Source organism: Curtobacterium sp. 22159 (assembly GCF_052045775.1).
Taxonomy (GTDB): domain Bacteria; phylum Actinomycetota; class Actinomycetes; order Actinomycetales; family Microbacteriaceae; genus Curtobacterium.
Window position 1 is genome coordinate 61,403 of record NZ_JBQEPN010000015.1, and the last position, 15,807, is coordinate 77,209.

General features: G+C 71.9%; 16 protein-coding genes. 6 read left to right on the forward strand and 10 right to left on the reverse strand.

Annotated features, from left to right (window positions below; all coding sequences use genetic code 11):
- Positions 1–55: 55 nt before the first annotated feature.
- The 4 genes from ald to ACTJKO_RS16095 form a co-directional block, all read right to left on the reverse strand.
- A complete protein-coding gene (gene ald / locus ACTJKO_RS16080; protein ID WP_440690156.1) occupies positions 56–1,156 on the reverse strand; it encodes an alanine dehydrogenase in 1,101 nt (366 codons plus the stop codon).
- Between the two features lie 128 nt (positions 1,157–1,284).
- A complete protein-coding gene (locus ACTJKO_RS16085; RefSeq protein WP_440690157.1) occupies positions 1,285–2,673 on the reverse strand; it encodes an FAD-binding oxidoreductase in 1,389 nt (462 codons plus the stop codon).
- Between the two features lie 47 nt (positions 2,674–2,720).
- The gene (locus tag ACTJKO_RS16090) at positions 2,721–3,683 is read right to left on the reverse strand and encodes a helix-turn-helix transcriptional regulator (protein ID WP_440690158.1); all 963 of its coding nucleotides are present in this window, start codon (positions 3,681–3,683) and stop codon (positions 2,721–2,723) included.
- 49 nt (positions 3,684–3,732) lie between these two features.
- Complete coding sequence (locus ACTJKO_RS16095) at positions 3,733–4,695, reverse strand: sugar-binding transcriptional regulator (protein WP_440690159.1); 963 nt, start codon at positions 4,693–4,695, stop codon at positions 3,733–3,735.
- A 178-nt stretch (positions 4,696–4,873) separates the two neighbouring features.
- On the opposite strand from ACTJKO_RS16095, the gene ACTJKO_RS16100 reads away from it, so the two are divergent.
- The gene (locus ACTJKO_RS16100; RefSeq protein ID WP_440690160.1) at positions 4,874–6,616 is read left to right on the forward strand and encodes an FAD-dependent oxidoreductase; all 1,743 of its coding nucleotides are present in this window, start codon (positions 4,874–4,876) and stop codon (positions 6,614–6,616) included.
- Between the two features lie 70 nt (positions 6,617–6,686).
- Here the strand turns inward: ACTJKO_RS16100 and ACTJKO_RS16105 are convergent, their stop codons facing one another.
- Positions 6,687–7,343 carry a histidine phosphatase family protein gene (locus ACTJKO_RS16105; protein WP_440690161.1) on the reverse strand — a complete coding sequence of 219 codons (657 nt, stop codon included), beginning with the start codon at positions 7,341–7,343 and terminating at the stop codon, positions 6,687–6,689.
- Between the two features lie 32 nt (positions 7,344–7,375).
- Here ACTJKO_RS16105 and ACTJKO_RS16110 point away from each other — a divergent pair, with 32 nt between their 5' ends.
- Positions 7,376–7,900: a DinB family protein gene (locus tag ACTJKO_RS16110; protein ID WP_440690162.1), complete on the forward strand. Its 525-nt coding sequence runs from the start codon at positions 7,376–7,378 to the stop codon at positions 7,898–7,900.
- Between the two features lie 102 nt (positions 7,901–8,002).
- Here ACTJKO_RS16110 and ACTJKO_RS16115 read toward each other — a convergent pair whose 3' ends face one another.
- Complete coding sequence (locus tag ACTJKO_RS16115; RefSeq protein ID WP_440690163.1) at positions 8,003–8,965, reverse strand: sugar-binding transcriptional regulator; 963 nt, start codon at positions 8,963–8,965, stop codon at positions 8,003–8,005.
- A 156-nt stretch (positions 8,966–9,121) separates the two neighbouring features.
- Between ACTJKO_RS16115 and ACTJKO_RS16120 the strand changes: the two genes are divergently transcribed.
- The 3 genes from ACTJKO_RS16120 to ACTJKO_RS16130 are packed head-to-tail and all read left to right on the forward strand — an operon-like array spanning position 9,122 to position 12,031.
- Positions 9,122–10,195 carry a LolA family protein gene (locus ACTJKO_RS16120; RefSeq protein ID WP_440690164.1) on the forward strand — a complete coding sequence of 358 codons (1,074 nt, stop codon included), beginning with the start codon at positions 9,122–9,124 and terminating at the stop codon, positions 10,193–10,195.
- Entirely contained in the window at positions 10,192–11,145 is a 954-nt protein-coding gene (locus tag ACTJKO_RS16125; protein WP_440690165.1) for an ABC transporter ATP-binding protein, read from the forward strand. The genes ACTJKO_RS16120 and ACTJKO_RS16125 overlap by 4 nt, the downstream gene beginning before the upstream one ends.
- Positions 11,132–12,031 carry an ABC transporter permease gene (locus ACTJKO_RS16130; RefSeq protein WP_440690166.1) on the forward strand — a complete coding sequence of 300 codons (900 nt, stop codon included), beginning with the start codon at positions 11,132–11,134 and terminating at the stop codon, positions 12,029–12,031. The genes ACTJKO_RS16125 and ACTJKO_RS16130 overlap by 14 nt, the downstream gene beginning before the upstream one ends.
- Positions 12,032–12,092: 61 nt before the next feature.
- Here ACTJKO_RS16130 and ACTJKO_RS16135 read toward each other — a convergent pair whose 3' ends face one another.
- From ACTJKO_RS16135 to ACTJKO_RS16145, 3 genes are all read right to left on the reverse strand, one after another.
- Positions 12,093–13,151: an NADP-dependent oxidoreductase gene (locus ACTJKO_RS16135; RefSeq protein ID WP_440690167.1), complete on the reverse strand. Its 1,059-nt coding sequence runs from the start codon at positions 13,149–13,151 to the stop codon at positions 12,093–12,095.
- A 93-nt stretch (positions 13,152–13,244) separates the two neighbouring features.
- Entirely contained in the window at positions 13,245–14,159 is a 915-nt protein-coding gene (locus ACTJKO_RS16140; protein ID WP_440690168.1) for a metallophosphoesterase, read from the reverse strand.
- Positions 14,160–14,260: 101 nt separating this feature from the next.
- Positions 14,261–14,920: a flavin reductase family protein gene (locus tag ACTJKO_RS16145; RefSeq protein WP_440690173.1), complete on the reverse strand. Its 660-nt coding sequence runs from the start codon at positions 14,918–14,920 to the stop codon at positions 14,261–14,263.
- Positions 14,921–14,923: 3 nt separating this feature from the next.
- Here ACTJKO_RS16145 and ACTJKO_RS16150 point away from each other — a divergent pair, with 3 nt between their 5' ends.
- Positions 14,924–15,454, forward strand: coding sequence for a hypothetical protein (locus tag ACTJKO_RS16150; RefSeq protein WP_440690174.1), 531 nt, complete (start codon positions 14,924–14,926; stop codon positions 15,452–15,454).
- Between the two features lie 118 nt (positions 15,455–15,572).
- Here ACTJKO_RS16150 and ACTJKO_RS16155 read toward each other — a convergent pair.
- The coding region (locus tag ACTJKO_RS16155) for a hypothetical protein (RefSeq protein ID WP_440690169.1) at positions 15,573–15,807 on the reverse strand (235 nt) is incomplete at its 5' end.

Consider the following 15,807-nt stretch of genomic DNA (forward strand, 5'->3'; position numbering starts at 1 on the left):
GCGCGGCCCGCGCGGCCCGCGCGGCCCGCGCGGCCGGCGCGACGCCCGCGGCGCGTCAGCGCCCCGCGGCCACCAACCCGTGCGCCGCCGCCACCGCCTCGTTCACGACCTGCCCCGCGTGCACGTTCACCCCGAGCGCGAGCGCCGGGTCCGCCTGGGTCGCCGCCTCCCACCCCTGGTCCGCGATCGCCACGGCGTACGGCAGCGTCGCGTTCGTCAGCGAGATGGTGCTGGTGCGGGGGACGGCGCCGGGCATGTTCGCCACGCAGTAGTAGACGGCGTCGTGCACGGCGAAGGTGGGGTCGTCGTGGGTGGTCGGGTGCGATCCCTCGAAGCAACCGCCCTGGTCGATCGCGATGTCGACGAGTACCGACCCGGGCCGCATGTCCGCCACCATGGCGTCGGTCACGAGCTTCGGCGCGGAGGCCCCGGGGATGAGGACGGACCCGATCACGAGGTCCGCGTCCCGGAGTGCCGACGCGATCGCGTGCGCCGACGACCGCAACGTCGTGACGCGTCCGTCGAACCGGGCGTCGAGCGCCCGCAGCCGCGGCAGGCTGATGTCGAACACGGTGACGTCCGCTCCCATGCCGAGGGCCATGGTCGCGGCGTGCTCGCCCGCGACCCCTCCGCCGATGACGACGACTCGGCCCTTCGGCGTCCCGGGCACACCGCCGAGCAGCAGCCCGCGCCCGCCGTTCGCCCGCATGAGGTGGTGCGCGCCGACCTGCGCCGACAGCCGGCCGGCGATCTCGGACATCGGCGAGAGCAGCGGCAGCGACCGGTCGGGCAGTTGCACGGTCTCGTACGCGATCGCGGTCGCGCCGGACCCGATGAGCGCGTCGGTCAGCGGCCGGTCCGCGGCGAGGTGCAGGTACGTGAACAGCACCTGACCGGGCCGGATCGAGGCGTACTCGCTCGCGACGGGCTCCTTCACCTTGAGCACCAGCTCCGCGTCTGACCAGACGTCGTCGGCGGTGGGGACGATGGTCGCGCCGGCGTCGGCGTACTCGGCGTCGGGGAAGGACGAGCCGACACCCGCCCCGGCCTGCACGAGCACGTCGTGGCCGTGCTGGGTGAGCTCGGCGACGCCCGCCGGGGTGGCGGCGACGCGGAACTCGTTGTTCTTGATCTCGGTGGGGACGCCGATGCGCATTGCGGACTCCTTCGTGGGCGGTGCGTTGTCCCACCATTGAGCGCCCCGGTTCGTTGCGCGCACGTTTCCGCCGAACATCCGCGCGATCCCGGCTCGATCCGTGCCACCGAATTCGGCCCCGGTCGGTGTCAGAGGACCTTGCCCGGGTTGAGGATCCCCGCCGGGTCGAACACGCGGCGGATCCCGCGCTGCAGTTCGAGCACGTCGTCACCGAGCTCCTCGCCGATCCACCGCCGCTTGAGCACACCCACGCCGTGCTCCCCCGTCAGCGTCCCGCCGAGCTCGATCGCCGCGTGGAACATCGCGTCGGCCGCCTCCCACACGTGCGCCGGCACCTCGTCGCCGTCGAACACGAAGTTCGGGTGCAGGTTCCCGTCGCCGGCGTGCGCGACCGTCGGGATCGCGACGCCGTACCGCGCTCCGATCTCCTCGACGCGCGCGAACATCTCCGCGAGGCGACTGCGCGGCACCGCGACGTCCTCGATGAGGACGCGGCCACGCGCCTCCATGGCCGGGTGGAACGACCTGCGGATCGTGAGCAGGCGGTCCCGTTCCGCCGCCGAACGGGCCAGGTGCACGGTGCCGCCGGCGGCCTGGAGGCGCGGCACGGCTCCCTGCGCCGCCTCCGTCGCACCCGGTCCGTCGTACTCCACGAGGAGGAACACCCCACCCGCCCCGGTGCTCCCCACGGTCTCCGCGATCACCTCCGGCCCGAGGAACGCCGCGATCCCCTCGAGCGCGGCCGCGTCGAGGAGCTCGACGGTCGACGGCCGTTCGGCTCCGGCGACCACGGCCGCCGCGGCCTGTGCGGCGGACTCGACGCTCGGGTACACCGCCCCGAGCGTCGCCGGCTCCCCCGCGGGGATCGGCACCAGCCGCACCGTCGCGCCGACGATGACGCCCAGCGTCCCCTCCGACCCGACGAGCAGCGCCGTGAGGTCGAGCCCGGTGACGCCCTTCACGGTGCGGTGCCCGGTCGAGACGATCCGTCCGTCCGCGAGCACGACGTCGAGTCCGAGCACGGCCTCACGTGTGACGCCGTACTTCACGCAGCGCAACCCGCCGGCGTTCGTCGCGATGTTGCCGCCGATGCTCGAGATCGCCGCACTCGCGGGGTCGGGCGCGAACCGGAGCCCGTGCTCGGCGACGACGGCGTCGAGGTGCCCGTTGAGCACGCCGGGTTCGACGACGGCGTACTCGTCCTCGACGGAGACGGCGAGGATCCGGTCCATCCGGGCGACGCTCAGGACGACGGACCCCTCGGTGCCGTTCGCACCTCCGGCGAGTCCGGTGCCGGCGCCCCGTGGGACGACGGCGACTCCGAGCGACGAGCAGGTCCGCAGCGTCGCCTGCACGTGTTCGACGGTGCGCGCCTCCACCACGGCGACGGGGCCACCGGGGGCGGTCCACCCGGACTTGTCCGTCCGCGCCGCGTCGAGCAGTGCGCGCTCGGTCCGGACGACGGCGCCGTCCTCGTCGTCGAGGGCGGAACGGAGGGCGGCGACGACGGTGTCCATGCCGCCACGCTACGACAGCGCTGCGTCATCGAGGACGTGTCGGGTCCTCAGCGCGAGCGGAGGGACTCGCTCGGCAGTTCGCCGAAGCGCGCGCGGTACGTGGCGGAGAAGCGTCCGAGGTGCCCGAAGCCCCACGCCCGGGCGACGTCGGCCACCGAGGTGCCGTCGCGGTCGCCGCGCTTGAGGTCGGCTCGTGCGCCGTCGAGCCGCACGGCGCGGAGCAGTTCGCCGGGTGTCTGGTCGAGGTGGCGGCGCAGCGACTGCTGCAGTCCGCGGGGGCTGAGACCGGCGGCCGCGGCGATCTCGGGGGTGCCGATCGGCTCGCGAGCGTGGTCGTGCACGTACTCGAGCGCGCGTCGGAGCCGCTCGTGCTCGGGGCCGTTGCCGGTGACCGAGGAGCGCCACCGACTGCGCTGCGGGAAGGCCGCGATCGCCGCGCTGGCGAACGCCTCGGCGATGTCCCGCTCGGCCGTCGCCGGGAGCTCGTGGTCGACGTCGAGCCACGTCGACGAGTACGACCGGACCACCGACTGCCACACGCGCGTGCCGTCGGCGGTCGGGCGGCGCATCACGTCGAAGGTGAAGTCGTCGTCGCCGGTCAGGGAGCGCACGAAGCCGGCGTCGAGGTGCACGAGGTTGAGCGCGATGTCCCGGTGGTGCAGTTCGTACGTCGACGCGAACGGCAGGACGACCGGGACTCCGGGGGCGAGGTCGTACGACTCGCCGTCGTGGGTGATCGTGCTGGATCCGCTGCGGAGCCATGCGATGAGGAACTGGTCGTCCACGCGGCTGTCGCTCCGCAGGTCGACGAGGAACCGCGACGACCGCAGGGACATCCGCTCGTCACCGACGCCGGCGAAGTCCCAGTGGGTCTGCTGCCGGGTGCGCCGCACGCTCGGGGCGCGGAAGTCGTAGTCGCCGCCGAAGAACGCGAGGGCCTGGTCGACGTCGGTGCCCACGAGACGGCGGAAGTACCGCTCGTCCGTGCGCGTTTCGCTCGAGGCCGTCATGCACCAGACCGTACGCGCCACCTCTGACAGCCGGTGTCCGCGCCCGAGGTCAGGGCTGCAGGATCGCCTGCCCCACGCTCTCATCCAGGATGAGGTCCGTGACGAGTCCGGCGGCGAGCGCTCCGCGCAACGAAGCGGCCTTGGACCGTCCGGCGACGACGCAGACACGGCGCGGTGCACGCTTGATCGTGTCGAGGTCCGGCGCCCCCGCACGGGCGTTCACGCCGATGTCCTTCCAGGACCCGTCCGCGCGGTAGAACACGGTGGAGACGTCGCCGACGACCTCGGCCTGTGCGAGCTCCTCACGGTCGGAGGGGTCGAGGTAGCCACCGGAGTACACGTGCGACGGCACCGGGGCCTGCGGCGCGCCGACACCGAACACGACCAGGTCCATGCGTTCGTGCAGGTCGAGCACACGGCGGATCGACCGTTCCCGGAAGAGGGCCTCCTTCGTCGCCGGGTCGTCGAAGAACGCCGGTACGGGGAACTGCTGCACGAACGCGCCGTACGCCTCGCCGAACCGGCGCAGGATCTCCGAGGCGTAGACGATGCCGGTCGTGCGGGTGTTGGCCGCGCCGTTGATCTGCACGACCGTCGAACCGTGCGTCGTCTTCGGCACGAGGTACCGGCTCACCGCGCTGACCGTCGATCCCCACGAGATCCCGATCACCATGTTCGACTCGACGTACTGCGTCAGGATCCGGGCGGCGGAGAGGGCGACGCGTTCGAGCCGGTCGACGTCGCTCGTGTGGTCCGGCACGGGCACCACGTGTGCGTGCACCCCGAACCGCGAGCGGATGCTCCGGCTCAGGGCGGCGGCCTGGTCGAGGGGCGAGCGGATCTGGATGTCGACGAGCCCGGTGTCCCTGGCGTACTTCAGCAGGCGGGAGACGGACGACCGGGACGTGCCGAGTTCATCGGCGATGGCGTCCATCGTCAGGTCCTGCAGGTAGTACAGATGCGCGGCGCGCAGCGCCTGCTGCGTGCGCATGGGCTGCGCTGCGTCACTCATGGGAACCGAGCATGCACGGACGTGCACGGCCTCTGCAACCCCTGTCGCGCCTCCTGGCCCGGATTGGTCCGCTCGGACAGGTGTGCTGCACGTTCGTGCACGCGAGTTGCCCGACCTCTCACCAGGGGCGCACGATCGGTGACGAACCACACGGAACCGATCAAGGAAGCGACGCACGATGTCGAAGAAGACGCAGCCCCGGAACACGGTGAACACGCTCACGGAGCGCCCGAACGCACAGGTCCTCGTGGTCGGTGGCGGCATCAACGGCATCGCCACCTTCCGCGACCTCGCCCTGCAGGGGGTGGACGTCGCCCTCGTCGAGCGCGGTGACTACGCCTCGGGTGCATCCGCCGCGTCGAGCCACATGATCCACGGCGGCATCCGCTACCTCGAGAACGGCGAGTTCCGACTCGTCCGCGAGAGCGTGCAGGAGCGCAACGGTCTGATCCGCATCGCCCCGCACTACGTCAAGCCGCTGCAGACGACGATGCCGATCTTCTCCACGTTCTCCGGCATCATGAACGCCCCGCTGCGGATGCTCACGCACAAGCAGCGCTCCACCAAGGAGCGCGGCGCGATGCTCATCAAGATCGGCATGACGATCTACGACTCCTTCTCGCGCGACGGCGGGTCCGTCCCGAAGCACGTGTTCCGCACGAAGAAGGCCGCGCTCGAGGACATGCCGGCACTCAACAAGGACCTCAAGTACACGGGCACCTACTACGACGCGTCCGTGCACGAGCCGGAGCGTCTCGCCCTCGACGTCCTCAAGGACGGTCTGGCGGCCGGCACGGGCACCGGTTCCGCGAGCACCGCCCGCGCCGTCAACTACGTCGAGGCCGCGGGCACCCGCGACGGCGGCGTGCTGCTGCGTGACCGCGAGACCGGGGACGAGTTCGTCTTCACCGCCGCCGTCGTGATCAACGCCTCCGGGCCGTGGACCGACCTCACCAACGCGGCGTTCGGTGGCGAGACGAGATTCATGGGCGGCACGAAGGGCTCGCACATCGTCGTCGACAACCCCGAGCTGCTGGAGGCGACGAAGGGCCGCGAGCTGTTCTTCGAGAACAACGACGGCCGCATCGTGCTCATCTACCCGCTCAAGGGCCGGGTGCTCATCGGGACGACGGACATCGACGCCGACCCGTCGAAGCCCGTCACGACCACCGAGGAGGAGATCGACTACTTCTTCGGCCTGGTGAAGCACGTGTTCCCGCAGATCGAGGTCACGCGCGACCACATCGTCTACAGCTACTCCGGCATCCGCCCGCTCCCCCGCCACGAGGACACCGCCCCCGGCTTCGTCTCGCGTGACTACCGGATCGTGGACACCCCGATCGCCGAGCTCCCGAAGAGCACGGTGCTGTCGCTCGTCGGCGGCAAGTGGACGACCTTCCGCGCCCTCGCCGCGCACCTGTCGACCGAGGCCACGCAGAAGCTCGGTGTGACCCGTACGGTCGACACCGCCGGCATGCCGATCGGTGGCGGCAAGGAGTACCCGACGACGGACGCCCAGCGGGCGCTCTGGATCAAGTCGCACCGGGACGGTCTCGACGAGTCGATCGTCGAGGGACTCCTCGAGCGCTACGGCACCCGTGCCGCCGAGGTCGTCGACGTCCTGGTCGACGGACCGGTCGAGCCGCTCGAGTCCGACCCGGCGCTCACCCGCGCCGAGGTCGCGTACTTCGCGCAGCACGAGCAGGCGGTGCACCTGGTCGACGTGGTGCTGCGTCGTACGAACCTCGCGTTCGTCGGCGGCGTCACGATCGACCTGCTCGACGAGCTGGCCGACGTGCTCGCCGAGACGCTCGGCTGGACGCCGGAGGAGCGTGCGGACGAGGTGCAGCGCACCCTGGACGTCCTGCGTGAGTCGCACGGCGTGATCGTGCCGCTCCACACGGCGTCGCAGCCCGCGTAACGCACGCACACAGCGGACGGGAGGCGCGGTGCCGGTCGGCACCGCGCCTCCCGTGTGTGGTGGGGGTGCGTCAGAACCGTTCGCCGGTCGGGTCCTGCGCCGTCCGGTCGACGAGGTCCTCACCGCCGATCGGCTCGCCTTCCCAGTCGACCAGGCGCCAGCCGTCCTCGAAGGACCCCTCCATTTCGACGATGCCGGTGTTCTCGAGGTGGCGGGTCGTGCCGAACGCGTCCGGGGTGTTCTGCGCGACGACGCTCGCCCACGTGCGGATCGCCGCGCCGTGGCTGAACGCGGCCGCCACGTCGCAGCCCGTCGCCAGGATCTGCCGGACGGCGTCGTCGTAGCGCTCGAAGAACTCGGTGCCGCTCTCGGCGCCGGGCATCCGCGTGCTGCGGTCGCCCTGCGCCCAGCCGTGCACCGTCGAGATGTACGTCTGCACGGAGACCCGGTCCCGCTTGCCCTGGGTGTCGCCGGCCTCGATCTCCCGGAGCCCGGACAGCACCACCGGCTCGACCCCGAGCGCTGCGGCGAGCGGCGCCGCGGTGATCTGCGTGCGCACCATCGTCGAGGTGAAGATCCGCTCGATGCCGCGATCGGCCAGCGCTGCCGGGAGCGCGTCCGCCTGCCGCTGCCCGAGCTCGGTGAGTCCGGGTCCGGGCACCGCTGCGTCGAGGACGCCGTCCACGTTCGCAGGGGTCTGGCCGTGACGGATGAGCAGCAGTCGCATGCGGCCAGCCTACGGAGCCGTAGCATCCAGGGATGGCGATCGAACCCGAGACGAAGAACTGGACCTGGGTCATCGAGTCGGCGTGCCCGGAGTGCGGGTACGACGGCAGCGTGGTGACGATCCGGGACGTGCCCGCGATCATCGACGCGAACACCTCGGCGTGGCCAGCCGTGCTCGAGCGCCCCGACGTCCGGGAACGCCCGGACGACCACACCTGGTCGGCGCTCGAGTACGCCGCGCACGTCCGTGACGTCCACCGGAAGATGGCCCAGCGGCTCGCGCTCATGCTCGCCGAGGACGCCCCGGCCTTCCCGAACTGGGACCAGGACGCCACCGCGGTCGAGGACCGCTACGGGGAGCAGGACCCCGCGACCGTCGCCCGGGAGCTCGGCGAGGCCGCGCACCACGCGGCGCGGGCGTTCGAGGCGGTGTCCGACGACCAGCTGGGCCGCACGGGACTCCGCTCGGACGGGAGCGCGTTCACCGTCGGGACCCTCGCGACGTACTACGCGCACGACCCGGTGCACCACCTCTGGGACGTGCGGCGGACGCGGTAGCGCCGCCGGGGCGGCCGGGAGCTGGGACGCCGGGCGCCGGGCGCCGGGGCGGCGGGGCGGCGGGGCGCCGGGGCGCCGGGGCGGCGAGGCGGCGAGGCGGCGTCAGGCGAGCGCGTCGAGCAGGGCTCGAGCGGTCGCGGCGTCGGTCACGAGCTCGTTCACCAGTCGGCCGCGCACGGCACCGATGATGCTCGGGACCTTCGCCACCCCGACGGCGACACCGACGGCGTGCGGCACGGCGGCGAGGACCTCGCGCGACGTGCGCACCATCCGGTCGGAGCCCTCGAACTCGATCGCGGAGCCGTCGGTGGCGTAGAAGTTCAGGCAGACGTCCCCCGCGGCCTGGTCGAAGACGACGTCGTCGACCGGGAGGCCCCGGGCGAGCGCGTCACGGGTCGGCGTCGGGGCACCGATGCCGAGGATCGCACCCTTGGCGCGACCCCAGAGCCCCACGACGTGCTGGAACGCCGGGTCCTCGTCGAGGGAGGCGCGCATCGCGGGTGACGGCAGCGCCTGCGCGAACAGGAACGCCGGGATCGCGCCGGAACGCTCGGCGGCGGACCGGGTGATCTCGTTGGTCTGGAACCACGGCGTCGGGTCGGCCTGTCCACCGACGGTGGGGACGAGTTGCACGCCGGACAGCTGCGGCATCCCGGTGCGTGCGACGTCGTACACCGTGCGGCCCGACGACATGAGCACGGAGTCGCCCGGGACGAGCCCCATGCCGTCCACCGCGGCGGCGATCGGCTCCGCGAGGTCGGCGCCGAGCGTCGCGGTGTGGGTCACCGCCGCGAGGTGCACGGCGTGCAGACCGAGCACCACCTGCAGGCGTTCGGCGAGCGCGACGGTCTCGTCCTGGAACGGGTCGACGACCTCGATCCGCACGAGCCCTGCCCGCCGTGCCTCGGAGACGAGCCGGCTCACCGTCGGCCGGGAGACACCGAGGCGCGAGGCGATCTCGACCTGGGTGGCGTCCTCGAGGTAGTACATCCGCGCCGCCTGGTACACGGTGTCGAGCGGGAAGCGGGTCCGGGCGCCGTCCGGGGCAGGGGTCTCGGCGGACATGTGGCGATCGTAGTCCCGGAGGATGGTGGTCATCCTCGCGGAGGACGACACCAGGGGTCCGGAGGGCGATCCTGGGATGACGACGACGCCCAGCCTCCTGTCGGGGGCCGGACGTACCGTACTCCCGTCTCCGAATGCTTCACCGAGGGGAAACCGATGAAGAAGTCAGCCTGGCTGCCCGCCGTCATCGCTCCGGTCGTCGTCGCCGGCGCCGTCGCAGCGCCGATGATCGCGAACGCCGCGAGCGCACCGATCGCTGGGAAGGACCCGAGCGCTGCCGACGTCATCGCCAGCATCGCGAAGTCGTCCGACACCGCGTACTCGGGCCGGATCGACCAGACGAGCGACCTCGGGCTCCCCGAACTCCCGACCGGCTCCGGCGGCTCCTCCCTCGAGGGCGACGCCTCGGACGCGCTCGGTCTCCTCACCTCGTCGCACACCGCCCGCGTCTACGTCGGCGGCGCGGACGAGCAGCGCGTGCAGGTGACGCAGCAGCTCGCCGAGCAGGACGTCATCCGCAACGGGTCGGACGTCTGGACCTGGGACTCGAAGTCGCGCACCGCCACGCACGTCACCCTCCCCGCTCACGCCGGGAGCCGTCCGGACGAAGCAGCGACCCCCGCGGACGTCGCGAAGCGGGCGGTCGAGGCGATCACGCCCACGACGACGGTGTCGAAGCCCACCGAGGTCCGCGTGGCCGGGCACGACGCGTGGCAGATCACGCTCACGCCGAAGTCGTCCGACACCCTCGTCGGCACGGTCCGCCTCGCCGTCGACCAGCAGACCGGACTGCCGCTCCGCGCCACGATCGAGGCGAAGGAGCAGTCCGACCCGGCCGTCCAGATCGGGTTCACGAGCCTGCAGTACGGCGCACCGGCCGAGCGCCTGTTCCACTTCACCCCGCCGTCGGGTGCGAAGGTCGAGACGAAGGACCTCTCCGACGCGGCACCGAACGCGACGGGCGACGGGACGCACCAGCAGCGCCACCACTTCGGCACCGAGCCGACCTTCACCGGTACGGGCTGGGACACCATCGCCGAGCTGCCCGCCGGCACCGTCGACCGGTCATCCCTCGGCGGCGACGCGACCGGGCTCCTCGGCCAGCTGACGAAGTCCGTGGACGGCGGCCGCGCCGTGCAGACCTCGCTCGTGTCGGTGTACCTGACGGACGACGGCCGCGTCCTCGTCGGCGCCGTGCCGGTGTCCGCCCTGGTCGCCGCCGCCAAGTGATCGCACCCGGCGCGTCGGACCTCGCCATCCGCACCAGCGGCTTGGCGAAGGTGTTCCGGCGGCAGCGAGCGGTCGACGGCATCGACCTCGCCGTGCCCCGCGGCGCGGTCTTCGGGTTCCTCGGTCCGAACGGCTCCGGCAAGACCACCACGATCCGGATGCTGCTCGGGCTCTCCAGCCCGACTGGCGGCACCATCGAGGTGCTCGGCCGGCCGATGCCCGCAGCGTTGCACGACGTCCTGCCGCGGGTCGGCGCCCTGGTCGAGGGTCCGGCCTTCTACCCCTACCTGTCCGGCCGCGCGAACCTGTTCCGCTTCGACGCCGCCGACCCTGCCTCCGACAGCCGGACCCGGAAGGACCGCGTGGCGAGCGCGCTCGACCGCGTCGGGCTCACCCACGCGGCGGACAAGAAGGCACACGCCTACTCGCTCGGCATGAAGCAGCGGCTCGGACTGGCGAACGCACTCCTCGCACCCCGCGACCTGCTCGTGCTCGACGAACCCACGAACGGCCTCGACCCGCAGGGCACGCGCGAGGTTCGGAACCTCATCCGCTCCCTCGCCGACGACGGCACCACCGTGTTCGTGTCGAGCCACCTGCTGGCCGAGATCGAGCAGGTCTGCACCCACGCCGCGGTGATGCGCACGGGCAAGCTCGTCGCGCAGGGCTCCCTCGACGAGCTCCGGTCCGCCGGGGCCCGATCGGTCACGGTCCGCACGCCGGACCTCGGCCAGGCAGGGTCCGTCCTGACGCGCCTCGGGCTCGTACCGCGACACGAGGGGGGCGCGGACGTCCTCGTGGCCGACCTCCCGCACGAGGTCCTGCCCGAGACGATCACGGCCGAACTCGTGCGCGCCGACGTCCGCGTCCGCGGTCTGACCGTCGGCGGCGGCACGCTGGAAGACCTGTTCGTCGCGCTCACCGGGGAGGGATTCGATGTCGCAGCCTGAGTCCCCCGTGGTCGCGGACACGACCGTCGCCGCCGGACGACCGGTCCCGGCGGCCGCACCGTCCGCGGCTCGCCGGCGCCCGTTCGCGCTGCTCGGCTCCGAACTCGCGCTCGTGTTCCGACGGCGCCGGACCTGGGCGATGCTCGGCGCGCTCGCGCTCGTGCCGATCCTGATCGCCGTCGCGGTGCGGCTCACCACCGGTGACGACAGCGGCGGTCCGGCCTTCCTCGGCGACATCACCAACAACGGGCTGTTCGTGGCGTTCACGGCCCTGACGGTCTCGATCCCGCTCTTCCTGCCGCTCACGGTCGGCGTCGTCGCCGGCGACACCGTCGCGGGTGAGGCGAGTCACGGCACCATCCGCTACCTGCTCGTCGCGCCGACCGGCCGCGTCCGGTTCATCCTGGTGAAGTTCGCCGGGGCGGTGGCGTTCTGCTTGGCCGCGACGCTGCTCATCGTGCTCGTCGGAGCGGCGATCGGTGCGGTGCTGTTCCGGATCGGCCCCGTGACCCTGCTCTCCGGCACGCAGGTCGACGGCTGGTCGTACGCCGGCCGGGCCCTGCTCCTGGCGCTCTACGTCACGCTGTCGATGCTCGGGCTGTCCGCGATCGGCCTGTTCGCCTCCACGCTGACGAACGTGCCGGTCGGGGCGATGGCCGCCACGGTCGTGCTCGCCGGCGCGTCTCAGGTGCTCGACCAACTCCCCCAGCTGGACTGGCTGCACCCGTTCCTGTTCTCGCACCAGTGGCTCGGGTTCGGTGACCTGCTGCGCGACCCGATCTCGTTCGACTCGTTCGGGTCGAACGCGGTGCTGCAGCTCGGCTACGTCGTCGTCTTCGGCGCACTCGCGTACAGCCGGTTCGCGACGAAGGACGTCCTCAGCTGACGGGCGGGGGTGGCCGCGAGCGCGCGACCACCGACCCCAGGCCGCCGCCCGGCCGCCGCCGTCAAGCCGGAGTCGCCGACCCGCCAGCCATCGTCTCCGTCTGCGGCGCTCGCTCCTCGGCGTAGCGGTCGCGGAGGTCCCGCGCCTTCTCGGACCGGTACCAGTCGAGCCGCGCCCCGGTCTCGACCGGCTGCATGCCGACGACGACCTTCCCGCGGGAGTGCATCTCGGCGAGGTCCTCGTACGCGTCGACGATGTACTCGAACGGGTAGTAGCCGGAGATGAGGACCTGGACGCGCCGGTCCTCGACCGCCTTGGTGAGCAGGGTGAGGTCCTCCATGGCGGCTCGGTCGCCCGCCGGGGCCCGGAGGAAGTGGATCTCGACGTCACGACGGTCCTCGCTCGACACGAACCGCTCGTCCGGCACGCCGAGCGCTGCGGCGAGAGTCCTCGCCGACTCGTCGCCGTGGTTGTCGATGAACGCGGTGATCGGTCGGCCGTCGGCGATCTCGCGGATGCGTGCCTCCTCGCCGTCGCCGTACAGGACGGGGAGCGTCCCGATCTGCCGCAGGTAGTCGTGGTTGCGGGCGCTCCCGAGAGCGATCACGGTGGCTCCGGCGTCGTGGGCGAGCTGGCACTGGATGTGTCCGACGCCGCCCGCCGCCGCACTGATCACCACGGTGTCCTTCGGTCCGAGCTTGAGGTCGCGGACGATGGCGATCGCCGTGCACCCCGCGAGGTACAGGCCGCCGGCGACCTCCCACCCGACGTGCGCCGGCTTCGGGATGACGGCCTCGCTGGGGACACGGATCCACGTGGCGTGGGCGCCGCCGTCGGGCGCGTGCCCGAGGACCTCGTCGCCGACGCGGATCCCCTTGACCTCGGCGCCCTTGGCTCGCACGATGCCCGCGAAGTCGACACCCTGGTGGGCCGGGAACTCGAGGTCGACGTACTCGCGGAGGCGGCCCTCGCGGAGGAACCGCTCGATGTGGTTCAGCCCCGCGGCGACGATCTCGACGACGACGTCACCCGGGCCGGGCGACGGCTGCTCCTGGTCGACGAGCTCGACGACGTCGAAGTCACCGTACCGGTCGTACTGCACTGCCTTGCCGATGCGCATGCGCTGCTCCTTCGCTGGAGGTGTGGCACCGGCCTACTCGGTGTTCCCGCGTGCAACCCGAGCGCAAGGGGTACCCCGTGTACTCCTCCCCGGTCAGGGGCGGGTGGACGCCTCGATGATGCGGTCGACGGTGTCCGCGTCGAACGTGAAGGCGAGCCGATCGGCGTCGGGACGGAGCACCCGGACCGGCGTCGACCAGACCGAGCCGTCCCGTGCGACGTCGACGACGAGTGCACCGGAGCTGATCGACGCGGCTTCTTCGTCGTACGCGCCCGTGACCTCGGTGTCGTTGGCGACGCCGGGCGCGACGAGCACGGGCACGCCCGCGAGCGATCCGGCGAAGTGGTGGTGGTAGTGCCCCGCAAGCACCACGCGGACGTCGGTGCCCCGGATGACGTCCGCGAGCGACTCGGTGTTCCGCAGGCGGAGCGCCTCGTGCAGGGCCGTCGGGGCCGGGAGCGGTGGGTGGTGCAGGACGACGATCGTGCCGTACGGCGCGTGCTCCTCGGCGAGCGCGCCGCGGAGCCGGTCCAGGGACGCGTCGGAGATCTCCCCGTACCCGGCGCCGGGCACGCTCGTGTCGACGGTGACCACCCGGCGGCCCGAGACCAGCGACTGCCCCCAGACCGGGACCGTCGGCGGGTGGTACTCCATCGTGTGGGCGAGCGGGCGCCCGCCCTCCCCCAGGACGTGGCCGTTCGCGAGCACCTGCCGGAACCCCTCGCGGAGGTCGTGGTTGCCCGGGACGGCGACGAGCGCCGCGCCGTGTCGCTCGGCCCACCCGCCGACGCGCTCGAGGACGGCCGCGTACGACTCGGGGGTGCCGTCCTCGGAGACGTCCCCGGACACGACGACGAGTCCGAACCCGGGCACGCCGTCGACCCGGGCGAGGACGCTCTCGAGGGCTCCGGTGGTGTCGACCGCTCCCTGGTGCAGGGCGCCGTCACCGGTGAGGTGGGTGTCGGACAGGTGGAGGACGCGGAGGGTTCCGTCTGCGGGCGGCTGCATGGGTCCCACGCTAGCCACGCTTCCGATCGACGGACTGAGGACGCCTGGTCGGACGGCGGTCGCCGCGTGGTGCACGGACGGCCCGGCGCTGACCAGTGGCGTCACCGGTACCACTCCTCGTCGATCGTGGCGAGCTTCGATGGTCGGAGTTCTCCCGCGAGGCCGTAGTAGCGCTGGAAGGCCATGATGAGCGGACGCCATCGGTCAGGGTCGATCCGGTCCGTCGTCCCCGCCGCACGGATGTCGTCGTGCACGTGGACGCGGGAGACGGCGGCTTCGAACAGGAACGTCGCGTCGTCGTCCGGCTCCTGGTCCGCCAGGGTGCACGCATTGACGACCCGCGCCTCGAGGTTCACGGGGCACTCGTCGATCCGTTCGGCGCGGACGGTGTCACGGGGTCGACCGTGCAGCCCGGCAGCACCGAGCTTGTCCGCCGTGTGCCGGTAGCCGACCCGTTCGTTGGCTACCGGGACGGGATCGCGCCCGGTCGGCAGTGCCAGGGCGTCCACAGCCGACACCAGCTGCGTCGAGGGCAGGTTGATGACGCACTCGCCGGTCGCCAGCAGGTTCCTCGCGGTCTGGGATCGGCCACCCATGCCGAGCACGGCGGTGTGTCCGAGCCAGAACACCGACGACATCGGGGCGGTGTTGGCCACGCCGTCCTCGTCGACGGTGCTCAGGAGGACGACGGGTGTGCCGAAGGAGAGGATCGCGGGGGGTACCGTGGAGGAGCCTTGGTCTGACCGTTGTCGTGAGGAGATCGGGTGGACGACGAGATGAGCGACCTGGGTCGCTCTGCGACAGCAGAACTGCGCGAAGTGACCGCCGCCCTCCTCCTCGGCCTCTGCAGTAGCAGCGACGTCATCGCGCTGGCGGCGGATCTCCTCGCCGATGGACACGACAGCCAGTCGCTGCTCGCTCTCGCCTCCCTCTACGCGAACGCATCTTCGGCTGATGTCGTGGAGCTCAGTGCGACGGTCTTCTCCGAAGCAGGCGACCCACCGCTCGACCGAGACGGTGCGGAGGTACCGCTTCTCGCCCTGCGGGTTGCGTGTCGACGATTCCTGGGCGGCGAGCTCGGCCTCCGTGCGTTCTCCTCGTGGGCTCACAACAACATTGGTCACGATGGCCCCGAAGTGGCACAGCCCCTCGTCGAAGTCGACGACGTGCTCGACGACTTGTACGCCACGCGGGGAAGCACGGTCACCCCCAGCCCGCGGGCCGGAGAACGCCGCTTCCGCGAAGAGGTAGCCCAGCTCGCTGCCGCGTACCTCGCCTCGACAGCCCACAGCTGAAGCCCGACCGGTAGTGGGATCGTCCCGTTCGACGATCGGTTCTCGGGCGTCGCCGCACTGGGTGGGAGTTCCCCCCGGTAGTCGGATTCGGTGGTCGACGGGCGTGGGACCTTCGCCGCTACCGGTCGTTCGGATGGCGCTCTGCGCGGGCTCGCCGTCGCTCGTCCCGCCGTGCACGCCACTCGGCGTCCTGCTGGGCCTGGAGCGGGCTGCGACCCATGCTTCCGCGAGCAGCCAGGAACACCAGCACGGCAACGACGACGAGAACCACCGGCACGAGGAACTGCAACAACTCCATCACTACCCCCGACAGTTGATCGCCCTGCTCAGGAGGACGACGGGTGTGCCGAAGG

What these genes read in the sequence shown, in the direction of transcription:
- ACTJKO_RS16100 (WP_440690160.1), top strand. Translation starts at nt 4,874, where the DNA reads ATGTCGAAGAAGACGCAGCCCCGGAACACGGTGAACACGCTCACGGAG.
- ACTJKO_RS16085 (WP_440690157.1), bottom strand. Translation starts at nt 2,673, where the DNA reads ATGGACACCGTCGTCGCCGCCCTCCGTTCCGCCCTCGACGACGAGGAC.
- ald (WP_440690156.1), bottom strand. Translation starts at nt 1,156, where the DNA reads ATGCGCATCGGCGTCCCCACCGAGATCAAGAACAACGAGTTCCGCGTC.
- ACTJKO_RS16135 (WP_440690167.1), bottom strand. Translation starts at nt 13,151, where the DNA reads ATGCGCATCGGCAAGGCAGTGCAGTACGACCGGTACGGTGACTTCGAC.
- ACTJKO_RS16110 (WP_440690162.1), top strand. Translation starts at nt 7,376, where the DNA reads ATGGCGATCGAACCCGAGACGAAGAACTGGACCTGGGTCATCGAGTCG.
- ACTJKO_RS16090 (WP_440690158.1), bottom strand. Translation starts at nt 3,683, where the DNA reads ATGACGGCCTCGAGCGAAACGCGCACGGACGAGCGGTACTTCCGCCGT.
- ACTJKO_RS16105 (WP_440690161.1), bottom strand. Translation starts at nt 7,343, where the DNA reads ATGCGACTGCTGCTCATCCGTCACGGCCAGACCCCTGCGAACGTGGAC.
- ACTJKO_RS16095 (WP_440690159.1), bottom strand. Translation starts at nt 4,695, where the DNA reads ATGAGTGACGCAGCGCAGCCCATGCGCACGCAGCAGGCGCTGCGCGCC.
- ACTJKO_RS16120 (WP_440690164.1), top strand. Translation starts at nt 9,122, where the DNA reads ATGAAGAAGTCAGCCTGGCTGCCCGCCGTCATCGCTCCGGTCGTCGTC.
- ACTJKO_RS16140 (WP_440690168.1), bottom strand. Translation starts at nt 14,159, where the DNA reads ATGCAGCCGCCCGCAGACGGAACCCTCCGCGTCCTCCACCTGTCCGAC.
- ACTJKO_RS16130 (WP_440690166.1), top strand. Translation starts at nt 11,132, where the DNA reads ATGTCGCAGCCTGAGTCCCCCGTGGTCGCGGACACGACCGTCGCCGCC.
- ACTJKO_RS16115 (WP_440690163.1), bottom strand. Translation starts at nt 8,965, where the DNA reads ATGTCCGCCGAGACCCCTGCCCCGGACGGCGCCCGGACCCGCTTCCCG.